We start from the raw sequence: 13728 nt of genomic DNA, 5'->3' as shown, positions 1-13728 counted from the left end.
TTGGGGGAAAGGTCCGTCCCATCCAATAGCTGGAACCCCTCGATCGGATCGATGCGAACAGCTTGGAACAAGGGATCGAGGAAGCTTTGTCCGCCTTCCAGCTTTATGTCCACTCCAAGCGCAGGCCCTTTTTCAAGCAGCAGCTGGACCGTTTTTTCGGCAACCATCGGATGACCGGGAACCGCATATAAAACGGACTGGTTCAAAGCCGCTTGTAATAATGTTTCGGCAATTTCTTCATATACCGCTTCAAATTGGTCGTGCTTTTCATATATCCAATCAAAAGCCGTGAAATGGATGCCCTCCGCTTTCAATTCCTCGATCACAGGATGATCGATCGTCCTTAAGAAGCATTGTTGGACTTGTGTCAATTTTTTATAAATCCCTAGCGGAAGCTGGTCCAAGTCCCCTGCACCAAGGCCGATTATCGTTATCTCATTCATGGATATTTACCCCCTACTCGTTTTTATGAATCGTTTTAGCTTCGATACTAAAGGTATAAGCGAAAGTTCTTCTTCCTCAAACAAACCTGCACGTATGGCGGTCCCCACAAAGACGGCTGCCCCGATCGCCACTCCGATCAGCGCCTGGATCGTGGCAAGCAACCGGCCCTCGCCTGAGGACATCAAGTGAAACGAGGCATTATATAACAGAACCACCGCACTCATGAAGACCGCACTCTTTACGATGATGAATATGTATCTCTTCTCCATTAAGGGCTTTTTGATATGCACCCTCAATACCGCATAAAATAATGCTGACATGATCATAAAGGCCAGTACCGTCGCCGAGGCCGCCCCGGCAATTTTGTAATGGGGCACTAAAACAAGATTCAACGCCCACTTGCAGCCCACCCCTATAATCGTAATGACGACCGGCACGATCGAATAGCCGAGGCTTTGGATCACAGCTGCAGCGGTCATGATGAGGGAGGAGAATAATATCGATAATGAAAAAATGGCTAATGTAACCGTCCCTTTGTCATCCGTGAACAGCATATGATTGACCGGACTCATCATGACTGCCAGGCCGACCGCTGCCGCTAGTCCAAGCGAAGCACTTACCCGCAGCGCCAATTTGATTTTATTGAGTAATTCTTGTTCATCACGCTTTTGGACAAATCCGGATATGACAGGTACAAGTGCCAATGCAAAAGAATTGGCCGCAACCGTCCCTAGCTGAAGCAAGGGCTGCCCACGGTCATAAACCCCTTTCCATCCTTTGGCTTCATTTTCCCCCATTCCCGTTTCCCTTAATAAGGAATAGAGGTGCAGCGAGTCGACAAACTGAAACAAGATGAGGATCAGCCCCGTTATACAGAACGCCAGCCCTTGAAAGACCAAGGCTTTGGATATCTTGATGAAATTTGCCGGTTTAAGATCCATTCGTAAAAAAATCTGCCATTCTTCTTTCAGGATCACAAAAACCAGGAGCAAGGCAAGCCCCGTTATGCCGCCGGCGATAGACCCGAAGACAGCCCCCTTGCCGACCACATAATGTGAATAGCCCTGGTGCACGAATAATGTGGAAAGCACCAATATCGTCAACACCCGGATAAATTGTTCAGCCACTTGCGAACTTGCCGTGGGAAACATGTCGTTCATCCCTTGGAAATAGCCCCTCAAAACGGACGATACCGGCATTAGTAAATAGGAAAAGGCTATTATTTTCAGCAGGCTGCTTAATTTCGGGTCTTCCATCAAGCCGGCAACCCAATCGGCGCCGAGGAACAAGGCAGCAAACATCACGATTCCTATCGAACTAAGGACGAGGAAGGAAGACACCAGGATGTCCTTGACTGCAAAATTATTTCTCGAAGACTCCCGTTCTGCAATCAGTTTGGATATGACGACAGGGAATCCAAGTGTCGATAACGTTAAAGCAACGCCGTAGAAGGGATATACCTGTTGATAGATATAAAACCCGATGTCACCGGCAATATTTTGATACGGTATGCGGTAGGCCGCGCTCAGAACTTTTACGATGATTGCCGCTGCGCTCAGAATCAACGCACCCCGAAAAAGCTCGTTTGAAGTTTTATAAGGCTTTTCAGCCATTCTCTTTCCCCTTTTCACTCATATGTGGTAGTTATTATAGCATAATTTTAGAGGTTATTTTTCATTCGGGCCGATCCTGTAAACGTTTTTCCATTCCCCGTGGCCCTTCTCCTAGATTACATTCCGCCTTCATGAAAAGCAAAAAGGACAGCGATAGCTGCCCTTTATTGCATCTTAAAAATATGATGGCATGTCCAAGCTTACTGTTCCATTTGTCTGGCTAGGAAACTTGCTGCTGTTTCGACAGATTTCTGTTCCACTTCACCGATTGTGCCTTCTTTTGAAAAAATCAGGACAGCACCGATCGGGTCGCCGCTCGCAATGATTGGAGCTGCTGTATACGATTGGACCTCTTCATCATTTGAATCGACGAAGGAAATTTGTCCGTTCGGCGATTCCAGGACTGGATTTCTTTCTTCCATGATCTTTTCGACTAGTTCACTAACACTTTTATTTAAGTATTCTTTTTTGGAGCCGCCTGCGACTGCAATGTAAGTATCCCGATCACATATCATAACTGGGTTTCCAAGGCTATCATAAAGTGCTTCTGCATACTCCCTTGCAAAATCGCCTAGTTCACTAATGGGAGAGTATTTCTTTAAGATTACTTCACCATCTCTGTCGACAAAGATTTCCAATGGATCCCCTTCACGAATACGAAGGGTCCTTCGAATTTCCTTCGGGATGACGACTCTTCCTAAATCATCAATTCGGCGAACGATACCAGTTGCTTTCATCAAATGTTGCCTCACTTTCATCTAATTGATTTGATAAATCCTCTTTTTGTAACAAAATCATCACCAGCTATTGTACATAGTATTTTTCTAATGGTAAGTTCTATGCACTTTGAAAAAATTTTTCTTTTTAATGCATTTTATTACCATGGTATCTTAAAAACGTTTTCTGATAAGAGGACCATCAATCACGATTAGTTTTTGGTTGCTTGTGTCTCTTTTTTAACAAACTGTAAACCCTTGGTCATCTCAAATAGGATATTGAGCCATTTGCTTTGCTCGACGCCTTTTATATGCAAGACTAGCTTCATTCGGTTGCCATCCATGCCGAAGCCGACCATCCGGCCATATTTCGAGCCGAGTTCAAACACTTTTTGCCCATCCACGTCACTGCTTACCTTTTCCCTAAGAAGAATGCTGATTTCCTGCTTCAATTGTTTAATGCTCTCGATGCCGGCATTTTCAGCATATACCTTCATTTCGGCAATCTGGAACAGATAGGCGACTTCCTCAGGATACTCTCCAAACCGATCGAGCATTTCATCTTGCAGCTCTTCCACTTCTTCAAGAGAAGCGATCCCTCTGAACCTTTTATACATTTCAATTTTCTGATGTCCATCCATTATATAAGCATCAGGGATATACGCATCTAACTCAATGTCGATCTCAAGGGTATTCTTCACTTCGGCAGGCTGGTCATTGCGTTTCGCATCTACCGCCTCTTTAAGCATTTGGGAGTACAAGTCGAAGCCGACGGAATCGATGAACCCATGCTGTTGGGCCCCAAGAATGTTTCCTGCTCCCCTGATCGATAAATCACGCATCGCAATTTTGAACCCTGACCCCAATTCGGTGAATTCCTTAATGGATTGAAGCCTTTTTTCTGCCACTTCGGTCAAGACCTTATCTTTCCTATAAGTGAAGAATGCATAAGCCACCCGGTTGGAACGCCCTACACGACCGCGGAGTTGATAGAGCTGGGAAAGTCCCATGCGATCCGCTTCATTCACGATTAAAGTATTGACATTCGGGATATCTACACCCGTTTCGATAATGGTCGTGCTTACCAGCACATCATACTCGCCTTCTAAAAAGCCGAACATGACAGCTTCCAGTTCTTGTTCGGTCATTTGCCCGTGAGCGAATGTGACTCTGGCGTCTGGTACCAACATGGAAATTTCTTCTGCTTTTCTTGCTATATCTTCTACCCGGTTGTATAGGAAATAAACCTGTCCGCCCCTGGCCAACTCCCTTTCTATCGCTTCCGTCACCAACGAGCCATTATACTCCATAACATACGTTTGGATCGGGAAACGATTCTCAGGCGGTGTTTCGATGACGGATAAATCCCTCACACCGAGCATAGACATATGAAGGGTCCTCGGAATAGGGGTTGCGGTCAGTGTCAGTACGTCGACATTGGTTTTTAGCCGCTTGATCTTTTCCTTATGCGTGACCCCGAAGCGCTGCTCTTCATCAATAATGAGCAAGCCCAAGTCACGATAGACGATATCCTTGGATAAAATCCTGTGCGTCCCTACGACTATATCCACCGTTCCAGCCTTCAAACCCTTCATCGTTTCCGTTTGCTGTTTTTTCGTCCGGAAACGGCTCATATGACCAATTGAAATGGGATAATCTTGAAAACGCTCCCTCAGAGTTTCATAATGCTGCTGGGCGAGGATGGTTGTCGGGACAAGAAAGGCAACTTGCTTCCCGTCCATAATCGCTTTGAAGGCAGCACGAATTGCCACCTCCGTCTTCCCATAACCGACATCCCCGCAAAGTAAACGATCCATCGGCCTTTCTCGTTCCATATCTTTTTTGATTTCGACAATCGAACGCAGTTGATCTTCCGTTTCGTTATAGGCGAATGAGGTTTCGAATTCCCTCTGCATATCGCCATCAGGAGAAAATGCGTACCCTTTTGCCGCCTCCCGTTCCGCGTATAGCTTGATCAAATCATCGGCAATATTCTCCACGGATGATTGAACCTTGCTTTTGACGCGCTTCCATTCCGTTCCGCCAAGCTTATAGAGCTTCGGTTCCTTCCCTTCGGAACCGACATATTTTTGGACAAGGTCGATTTGGTCAACAGGAACATACAATTTGTCATCAGCTTGATAACGAATATGTAAGTAATCTTTATGAACGCCGTTTATGGTGAGCGTTTCAATTCCTAAATACTTTCCGATACCATGGTTGACATGGACGACATAGTCACCGATTTTCAGTTCGGAATAACTTTTGATTCGCTCTGCATTCGATAGTTTCTGTCTTCGTATCGATTTCTTGGACTTCTTATTAAATAACTCCGTTTCCGTGATGATGCTGAATTTCTGCATAGGCAATTCAAACCCGCTATTAAGACTGCCCCTTAAAATCTGCACTTTACCAGGAAGGATGCTGTTTGCATCAAAAAGCTCGGCGGCCTCTATATCATAATCGGCTAACACCGCATGCAGCTTTTTAACCCGCTCGTCATCCTGCCCCAGTATGACGATTGTATATTTCCCCTTTTTCCACCGCTCCAGTTCAGATTTGAACACATTCATCTGTCCGTGGAAATTCTGCATTTGCTTACTGGCAAAATTCAGGATATTCTGAGGATTCGTATGCGGTACATGACGTAAAAACAAGGAAAGGTATACAAACGGCCTGCTGGATTTCATGATCAATTCCTGCATCGGATGCGCCAATTTCACGTCATGGATGATCTGTCCCTGGCTTAAAAGGTCCGTGTACCAGCCAGCCTCTTCTTTTTCCAGGGAATCATTGATTTCCTGGATTCTACTTATTTCATCCAAGAAAACTAACCCATTTACAGGTAAATAATCTATTAAACTAGCTGGATCTTCATATGCCAAGCTTAAGTATTTAAAAATCTGATCGGGTTTATTCCCCATTTTCAGCTGCTCAAGCTCATAGCCAATCGTTTGAACCAGCTGTTCCTTCGCTTTCTCGTCTTTAAGCTTCTTCAAGCTTTTACTTAAACCGCTTTCAAGCTTTGTGATGATTCTATCAATATGCTCCGGCTCGAGCAACGCTTCGCTTACCGGTCCGATCATCACCTTGTTGAGTTTTTCGATGGAGCGCTGATCTTCACTTGAAAATGTCCTGATCGAATCTATTTCCGTATCGAACAATTCAATACGGATCGGATTTGGCTCCGTGATTGGATAAATATCGATTATACCGCCGCGAATGCTGAATTCACCGGGGGACGCCACCATTTCAGACCGGTTATACCCCATGGATATAAAGTGATTCAACGTTGGTTCGAGATCGATGTCTTCACCAAGCTTAAACGTAAGCTGATGCCGCTTCCAAATATCCTTTGAAGGAAGCACTCGGCGAACGCCTGGAATGGGCGCGATAACGATCCCTTTCCTTCCTTCAGCCCAAAAATTCAATGCCTCCACACGCTGGGCCCTTAATTCCGGGCTGGCTACACTCAAATCAGCAGCAATCAATTCATTGGCAGGATATATATATAATTCTTCCTCGGGAATGAAACTCGATAAGTCCTCATGGAATTTTTGAGCTTGCAATAAATTATGGGTGACCAATAAAATCGGCCTATTCGTTTTTTCATATACTGAAGCCAGCAATAGCGATCTCGATGATCCGGTCAAACCAGAAACTATTTGTTCTTTAAGCCCTTCATCGATACCCGCTATTAACGAATGAACATCATCTTGTTTGGAGAACAAGTTTTGTAATCCATTCATTTTCTTTCCCCCCTCTCTATAACTTGCGAAAACCAAATGAAATCTTTTATTAAAACTTGGCCCGTTCGACCAAGCGGGTTTTTGTTGTATTTTTTACGAGTTGCAGTAATTTGGACAAACGGAAAAATGCTTTGGATTTTGTCCAAAGCCCTCTTCCGCTAATGAATAATATAATCGTTTTCATATAATTCAGGGTATCTTTGCAGCGACTCATGACAATCTTCACATATTGCCTTTACATGCATATCTCCCTCGGAATCATAAACGATCATCTCTTGTCGCTCTTCATCAGTAAGTTGATTAAAACCTAACTGCTCCGTGCTCAGTGAGTATGCCTCGATTGAGCCCAGCTTAGTTCCGCAATGTCGGCATCGATAATGGAGAGCCATTTCGTAACCCCCTATTTTGTAATAGTGTTAGTATGTACAAAAACAGAGGGATTTTATTCAGCGAAACAGGAAGATATTATTCTTTACTTATATCTACTCATAGCTTATTGATTATATTCATTCATGACCTGTATAAATGGTTTTTCCAACCAGGCTTCACAGGAAGCTGCACTTTTTTCGATTGTCGCCCCTACATGATCCCATTCTTCAGGCGTAAACCGCCCTAAAACGTAATCTGATACCGGGATGCGGCCAATCGGGCGCCCTATCCCGATTCTGATCCGATTGAATTCCTGTGTGCCCATATGAGCAATTGAGGATTTAATTCCATTATGACCGCCTGCACTTCCTTTTTGGCGAAGACGAAGCTTCCCCGGAGGCAAATCTAGGTCATCATAGATAATGACCACATCCTCGACATCCACCTTAAAGAAATGCATGACTGCCGATATGGACTCTCCTGATAAATTCATGTACGTCAAAGGCTTAAGCAATAATACTTTTTCTCCTTTAACCATGCCTACACCATAGATCCCCTTATGTTTTGCCTGATCGAGCGGAATCGACCATTTACTGGATAACTCATCTATTACTTCAAAACCGACGTTATGCCGGGTTTTTTCATATTGTTTACCTGGGTTTCCTAACCCTACAATAATTTTCATGATTCACACTCCGTCGTTACGGTTATTTATGGAGTTACATTGGGACGAAGTTTCCCAGGGGTCATTGACCTTAGAAAAATAGTACCCTAATTTCAAGCTGGCTTGCAAGCGACGGGAGAACTAGTTAGAAAAAATTCTATTTAAAGGGATTAATTCCCACCCGCATCTCTGTACCCAAAGCTTGAAAAGACGTAACTCCAGTAAGAGCTACGCCTATTATATCACGATTCAATTGTTTAATCTCGGCATCATGACTCTGAAGAGGGCTTGGTTTCCCTTCCTTCTTCATTTTCAGGGATCCCTCCATCTTGCTGTTCACCTGTATTGATTTCCTCTTCCTGACGAGGGGCCAAAACGGATGCAACCACTTCTTCACCATCGTTTTCGATCGTAACATGCTGCTTCGATTGGATATCGGCTATGTAGATTGTATCGCCTACCTGAAGTTCCGTAACATCGACGTCGATGGCCTCAGGAATGTCATTCGGCTTGGCCGTAACCGTCACTTCATGAAGGGATTGCTGAAGGACCCCGCCATCTTTCACGCCTTTAGAAGTACCCACGATGTTAATGCGCACTTGGGCCTGCAATTGGGCGGACATATCGACGATTAAAAAATCCGCATGATAGATGAAGTTCTTTATCGGGTCTTTCTGGTAGTCAGAGAGCATGACCTTATAACTCTTTCCTTCCAGGTCCAAGGAAATGATACCATTGCGGCCTATTTCCTTAATTGTCTTCTGAAGCTCACCGTTATTGACCGAAATGGCCGTACTGCCGTTTTGATTGCCATATACGACGGCTGGAATTTCTCCGCTTTCGCGCAAATTTCTTAAATTCGAATGTTTTAAATTCGTACGTTCTTTTGCAGCTAATAAGTTACTCATACATCCTCCGCCTTCCTAATTTTAATTATAAGTTTCTCTATATTTAACATTTCCCTAAATCGGCAGGCATTAAACATGAAAGGTAAAAATCGGAAGACTTCAGTGGAGGTATGAACATACTGTTAATAAAGGATTCGCCTCAAAAAATCACCATTAAACTTTTTCTCGGCTTCTATGCGTGTATCGCCTTGCTCTCCATTGCTCCATCAACCTGCATGACCCTGTTTAAGATTTGGGCCGCTAAGGATACATATTGGATATTATCCTTTTGCCTTGGTCTCGGAAGATTGATTTCCTTGTTCATGACGACTTTGCCTTCCTCAATCAATAGGACCCGATCAGCCAAGGTAACCGCCTCTTCGACATCATGTGTAACGAGCAAGGCAGTAAAGTCCCTTTTCCGCCACAGCTCTTCGATCAAACGCTGCATTTCGACCCTTGTCAAGGCATCCAATGCCCCTAATGGCTCATCAAGGAGCAGAATGTCAGGTTGATTCACCAATGCCCTCGCTAAGGCTACCCTTTGTTTTTGTCCTCCTGATAAAACGGAGGGCCAATCATGTGCACGGTCGGCAAGGCCCACCTGCTCCAGCAACTCCATGGCATTTCGCTTCCAATCGCCATTTAAACCTATACCAACGTTGTGAAGGATTTTTTTCCAAGGAAAAAGCCGCCCATCCTGAAACATCGTGCGTGATGATTTATTCAATCCGTTCAGGGACTTTCCATTCACAAAAATCTTGCCGCCAGTCGGTTCATCCAGGCCTGCGACAAGACGAAGCAAGGTACTCTTGCCACATCCGCTCTTACCGACGACAGCTACGAACTCCCCTTTTTTAAAAGAAAGGTTCACTCCCTTTAACACTTCATGATCACCAAAACGCTTTGCTACGTCCTGCAACTCCAACGAATTTACATTCTTCATCATAAAGGCCTCCTCATTGGTATGATGGATGCCACTTCAAGCATCTTTTTTCGACCATTTTGGCAAACACATCCGATATTTTCCCCAGTAAAGCATATAAGAGAATGCTCAGCACGACGACGTCCATCCTCATGAATTCCCGTGCATTCATCGCCATATAGCCAATCCCTGAATTGGCGGATATCGTTTCTGCGACAATCAACGTCACCCACATGATTCCAAGCGAGAAGCGGATACCTACCAAAATGGAGGGAAGGGCTGCCGGAAGAATCACATTCCAGAATAGAGAAAATCCATGAAGCCCATAAACCCTCGCTGCCTCAATCAAATCTTTATCCACCGACTTCACGCCATGAAAGGTGTTTAAATAGATAGGGAAAAGGACCCCTAAGGCTACAAGAAAGATTTTGGCCTCTTCTTCTATCCCGAACCAAAGAATCACGAGCGGTATTAAAGCTAAATGCGGTATGTTGCGCAACATCTGCAAGGACGTGTCGAATAATGTTTCCGCAATGTTGGATATCCCATTTAACAACCCTAGGGCAAAACCAATGATTCCGCCTATTAAAAAGCCGATGAAAGCCCGCTTTGCACTGATGCCGATATATTCCGCAAGATCTCCTGTTTCCAATAAAGCGGCGCCTGCTTGAAGCACCTCTGTCGGGGCAGGCAGTATTCGCTCCGACAGAATTCCCCACAAAGACAGCAGCTGCCAGATCACCAATAGGAGAAGGGGGACGAGCCATGAGATGAAATGTGATTTATTGAGCGTTTTGTTTAACTTTGCTTGCATCTTCACTTTCACTTCCTTTTGTAGGGTAGTGGTCATTTGCCAGTATTTCCCCGAATGGGCTCGTCGCCTTTGAAACGGGTGCTTGCTGTTGTTCAATCGGAAGCAAAGGGAATAACAATTCCGCCACACGGTACGCTTCTTCCAGGTGGGGGTAACCGGATAAAACAAAGGATTCTATCCCGATTTCTTCATATTCCTTCATTCGGGCGGCAACATTCGCCGCACTTCCGACTAGTGCCGTCCCAGCCCCGCCGCGCACAAGGCCGACGCCTGCCCATAAGTTAGGGCTGATTTCCAGCGAATCCCTGCTTCCATTATGAAGTTGTGACATCCTTTTCTGTCCCACTGAATCGAAACGCCCGAATATTTTTTGTGAATTTTCAATCATTTCATCATCCACGTATTGGATGAGTTCTTCCGCCGCCTGCCAAGCTTCCGCTTCCGTTTCCCTTACGATGACATGCATCCTTATGCCGAATTTGACCTCGCGTCCATACTCTGCTGCCTTCTTACGAACCTTCTCGATTTTCTCAGCTACTTGCCCTGGTGGCTCACCCCACGTCAAGTACACGTCAATATGCTTTCCGGCTATATCGATGGCCGGCTCCGACGAACCGCCGAAATAGAGTGGAGGATACGGCTTTTGTACAGGCGGCAACAGGATATTTCCACCTTTAACTTTCAAGTGCTCGCCTTCAAAATCCACTTTTCCGCCAGCCAAAGCCTCTCTCCAGATATCCAGGAATTCATCCGTCTGCCCATAGCGTTCTTTATGATCAAGAAAGACGCCGTCGCCTGCCAATTCGACTGGGTCCCCGCCGGTGACTACATTGATCAAGAGCCTGCCGTCCGATAGCCTATCGAAGCTTGAAGCCATCCGGGCAGCCAAGGTCGGTGACATTAACCCCGGACGTATCGCCACTAAAAATTTCATCCTTTCGGTTGCTAAAATCAATGAAGAACCCACTACCCATGCATCCTCACAAGAACGGCCCGTCGGCAGCAAAGCTCCTTCAAAACCTAAATGGTCGACGGCCTGTGCGATTTGCTTTAAATACGGAAGTGTAATCGCCCTCCCGCCCTTTGTCGTTCCTAAATAGCGACTTTCCCCATGTGATGGCAAAAACCAAAAAACTTTCATTTTCCATTTCCCCCTTCATTATTTTTTATGGATGCATCCAACACGTTAATTTTGCTTGGAATTAATTTAAGATTGTAAAATGTATCGGCTATTTTTTGCTGATCATCCAAAACGGAATCGGAAATATCCTCAAGACCGTATTTCTTTCTTTTTAATGTTTTTTCTAATACTTCAACACTCATTCCTATTTCCGGTGATAAAAACTCGGCGACATCGCTTGGGTTTTCTTCTATCCATTTATCCACCTTTATCAGTTCTTCTTTTATGATGTTCAAAGCCTTTTCATTCTCGGCAAAGGTATCGGTAGCCAAGAAGAATTCCCGATTCGAAACAAGCCCTTCTCCATTCTGGATCGTTTTCGTTTTCAGTTCCAATTCCGCTGCCGATAAGAAAGGGTCCCATATTACCCATGCATCAATTTGGTTCCCTTCAAAGGCCGCCCTGGCATCAGCCGGCGGTAAGTAGACAGGTTTAATATCATCCAATGTAAGGCCCGCCTCCTCCAAAGCCTTGACCAATAGGTAGTGCACATTGGAGCCTTTATTCAAGCCGACCTTCTTGCCTTTCAATTCCTTCACACTTTTAATGGGGGAATCCTTTTGTACGACAATGGCCTCCCCAGCAGGATTTGCCGGCTGATTGGCAACATAGACAAGTGGAGCATTGGCTGCCTGGGCAAAAATCGGCGGCGCTTCCCCTGTGTGCCCAAAGTCAATGCTGCCGACATTCAAGGCTTCAAGCAGCTGAGGTCCTGCGGGGAATTCTGTCCAATCGACGGTATAACCGGCATCTTTTAAACGTCTCTCCAGATCTCCCTTCGATTTTAAAATATTTAATGTCCCGAATTTTTGATAACCGATTTGAATGGTTTTAGTCGATTCTTTTGCATCGTTACGTTTGGAGCTGGTTTTCTCCTGTCCGCATCCACCTATGATCAGCAAGAAGACGCAAAGAATGGCCAGCAGCCATATTTGCTTTTTTTTCATACTCTGCACACCCTTCCCCCACTTTTTATATAAAATAAAAAGCTCCTTTTCTTCACCATGGGATAAGGCACAGAAAAATGCCTCATGATTCAATGGTAAGTAAAAGGAGCCTTCGGTAGCCCGATCGGCGTACTTTCGTTATATTCCATCCCCTTAAATGGATGGAAATTGTATGTTCATTCTATTACTAGTATTCACACCTGTCAACTAAGAATTAGGTAATTCCCCATGTTGGTTCCATTAACCTAAAACATGGTGAGCCTAAGGGCCCACCATGTTTTTTAGTATGCGTATTTATTTTCATCAATCGAATAATGTGCTGACTGATTGTTCCTCGTGAACACGAATGATGGCCTCGGCAATCAAAGGTGCTACGGAAAGTCCGACGATCTTATCGATTTTCTTATCTTCAGACAGGACGATTGAGTTGGTCACGACCAATTCCTTGATCGTTGAATTTTGAATCCTTTCGATGGCAGGACCTGAAAGGACCGGGTGAGTACAACAAGCATAAACCTCTTTAGCGCCATTTTCCACAAGTGCATTTGCAGCCAGTGTAATCGTGCCTGCCGTATCGATGATGTCATCGATCAGGATTGCTGTTTTCCCTTCAATATTACCAATGATGTTCATGACTTCCGCCACGTTCGGTCTTGGACGGCGCTTATCGATAATGGCAATAGGCGCTTTTAGGCGATCTGCCATTTTACGGGCGCGCGTAACACCGCCATGATCAGGGGAAACGATGACAATATCACTTAGATCTTTTTCTTTGAAGTGATCCGCTAAAATCGGAACGGCAACAAGGTGATCGATTAAAATATCGAAGAAACCTTGGATTTGCGGCGCATGAAGATCCAGGGTGATGACACGATGGGCACCAGCCGTTTCCAAAAGGTTCGCCACAAGTTTGGCAGTAATCGGTTCACGTGCGCGTGCTTTACGGTCTTGCCGTGCATAACCATAGTATGGCATAACAATATTGATCGTCTTAGCTGAAGCACGTTTAAGAGCATCGATCATAATTAAAAGTTCCATTAAATTTTCATTAACTGGTTGACTTGTTGATTGAATCACATATACGTCACAGCCACGAATGCTTTCTTCAATATTAATCTGAACTTCACCGTCACTGAAACTGGTTACGCTACATTTTCCAAGTTCAACACCGATTGCAGCTGCAATTTCTTGAGCTAAATCAAAGTTTGAATTCAACGAGAATACTTTTAAATTAGGATCTAAATACTGATTTGACATGATGACCTCCGTCGGTTATTTATTGAATTTTAAATTCTTCACATAATCTTCTTTGTTGACTTGACGAGCCCGTGCAACTGACAAGGCTTCCTGCGGTACATCTTGCGTAATGGTTGACCCTGCAGCCACATATGCCCCTTCTCCAATTGTCACAGGTGCAACA

The 13728-nt window shown here is 44.7% G+C and carries 12 protein-coding genes and 1 pseudogene; all 13 read right to left on the bottom strand.

The features are described 5' to 3' along the window. On the bottom strand, positions 1-443 hold a 443-nt coding region (locus CVN76_RS09970), incomplete at its 3' end, for an SAM-dependent methyltransferase (protein WP_232732155.1). Positions 444-449: 6 nt separating this feature from the next. Next, complete coding sequence (locus tag CVN76_RS09965; RefSeq protein WP_100531119.1) at positions 450-2057, bottom strand: putative polysaccharide biosynthesis protein; 1608 nt, start codon at positions 2055-2057, stop codon at positions 450-452. A gap of 200 nt (positions 2058-2257) precedes the next feature. After that, positions 2258-2794, bottom strand: a complete 537-nt coding sequence (gene spoVT / locus CVN76_RS09960) for a stage V sporulation protein T (protein ID WP_061144055.1) — start codon at positions 2792-2794, stop codon at positions 2258-2260. Positions 2795-2985: 191 nt separating this feature from the next. Beyond that, positions 2986-6522, bottom strand: a complete 3537-nt coding sequence (mfd, locus tag CVN76_RS09955) for a transcription-repair coupling factor (RefSeq protein WP_100531118.1) — start codon at positions 6520-6522, stop codon at positions 2986-2988. Positions 6523-6680: 158 nt separating this feature from the next. Then, positions 6681-6911 carry an anti-sigma-F factor Fin family protein gene (locus tag CVN76_RS09950; protein WP_061144022.1) on the bottom strand — a complete coding sequence of 77 codons (231 nt, stop codon included), beginning with the start codon at positions 6909-6911 and terminating at the stop codon, positions 6681-6683. A 104-nt stretch (positions 6912-7015) separates the two neighbouring features. Further along, a complete protein-coding gene (gene pth, locus CVN76_RS09945; protein ID WP_061144023.1) occupies positions 7016-7576 on the bottom strand; it encodes an aminoacyl-tRNA hydrolase in 561 nt (186 codons plus the stop codon). Positions 7577-7824: 248 nt separating this feature from the next. Continuing rightward, complete coding sequence (locus CVN76_RS09940) at positions 7825-8463, bottom strand: 50S ribosomal protein L25/general stress protein Ctc (RefSeq protein WP_100531117.1); 639 nt, start codon at positions 8461-8463, stop codon at positions 7825-7827. A 172-nt stretch (positions 8464-8635) separates the two neighbouring features. After that, a complete protein-coding gene (locus tag CVN76_RS09935) occupies positions 8636-9391 on the bottom strand; it encodes an ATP-binding cassette domain-containing protein (RefSeq protein ID WP_100531116.1) in 756 nt (251 codons plus the stop codon). A 10-nt stretch (positions 9392-9401) separates the two neighbouring features. After that, entirely contained in the window at positions 9402-10181 is a 780-nt protein-coding gene (gene ssuC, locus CVN76_RS09930) for an aliphatic sulfonate ABC transporter permease SsuC (protein WP_100531115.1), read from the bottom strand. Next, positions 10150-11322 (bottom strand): FMNH2-dependent alkanesulfonate monooxygenase, encoded by a 1173-nt coding sequence (gene ssuD / locus CVN76_RS09925; protein ID WP_100531114.1) that lies wholly within the window; start codon positions 11320-11322, stop codon positions 10150-10152. Before ssuD ends, ssuC begins: the two co-directional genes overlap by 32 nt. Next, positions 11319-12308: a sulfonate ABC transporter substrate-binding protein gene (locus CVN76_RS09920; protein WP_100531113.1), complete on the bottom strand. Its 990-nt coding sequence runs from the start codon at positions 12306-12308 to the stop codon at positions 11319-11321. Before CVN76_RS09920 ends, ssuD begins: the two co-directional genes overlap by 4 nt. 303 nt (positions 12309-12611) lie before the next feature. Beyond that, entirely contained in the window at positions 12612-13565 is a 954-nt protein-coding gene (locus tag CVN76_RS09915; RefSeq protein ID WP_061144029.1) for a ribose-phosphate diphosphokinase, read from the bottom strand. 15 nt (positions 13566-13580) lie between these two features. Then, positions 13581-13728, bottom strand: a pseudogene (gene glmU, locus CVN76_RS09910) (bifunctional UDP-N-acetylglucosamine diphosphorylase/glucosamine-1-phosphate N-acetyltransferase GlmU); the annotation flags it as partial.

The sequence above is a fragment of the Bacillus sp. mrc49 genome, from assembly GCF_002803435.1.
Note: the sequence above shows the minus strand (reverse complement) of the source record. Positions and strands in the feature narration are given on the sequence as shown.

What these genes read in the sequence shown, in the direction of transcription:
- CVN76_RS09965 (WP_100531119.1), bottom strand. Translation starts at nt 2,057, where the DNA reads ATGGCTGAAAAGCCTTATAAAACTTCAAACGAGCTTTTTCGGGGTGCG.
- spoVT (WP_061144055.1), bottom strand. Translation starts at nt 2,794, where the DNA reads ATGAAAGCAACTGGTATCGTTCGCCGAATTGATGATTTAGGAAGAGTC.
- mfd (WP_100531118.1), bottom strand. Translation starts at nt 6,522, where the DNA reads ATGAATGGATTACAAAACTTGTTCTCCAAACAAGATGATGTTCATTCG.
- CVN76_RS09950 (WP_061144022.1), bottom strand. Translation starts at nt 6,911, where the DNA reads ATGGCTCTCCATTATCGATGCCGACATTGCGGAACTAAGCTGGGCTCA.
- pth (WP_061144023.1), bottom strand. Translation starts at nt 7,576, where the DNA reads ATGAAAATTATTGTAGGGTTAGGAAACCCAGGTAAACAATATGAAAAA.
- CVN76_RS09940 (WP_100531117.1), bottom strand. Translation starts at nt 8,463, where the DNA reads ATGAGTAACTTATTAGCTGCAAAAGAACGTACGAATTTAAAACATTCG.
- CVN76_RS09935 (WP_100531116.1), bottom strand. Translation starts at nt 9,391, where the DNA reads ATGATGAAGAATGTAAATTCGTTGGAGTTGCAGGACGTAGCAAAGCGT.
- ssuC (WP_100531115.1), bottom strand. Translation starts at nt 10,181, where the DNA reads ATGCAAGCAAAGTTAAACAAAACGCTCAATAAATCACATTTCATCTCA.
- ssuD (WP_100531114.1), bottom strand. Translation starts at nt 11,322, where the DNA reads ATGAAAGTTTTTTGGTTTTTGCCATCACATGGGGAAAGTCGCTATTTA.
- CVN76_RS09920 (WP_100531113.1), bottom strand. Translation starts at nt 12,308, where the DNA reads ATGAAAAAAAAGCAAATATGGCTGCTGGCCATTCTTTGCGTCTTCTTG.
- CVN76_RS09915 (WP_061144029.1), bottom strand. Translation starts at nt 13,565, where the DNA reads ATGTCAAATCAGTATTTAGATCCTAATTTAAAAGTATTCTCGTTGAAT.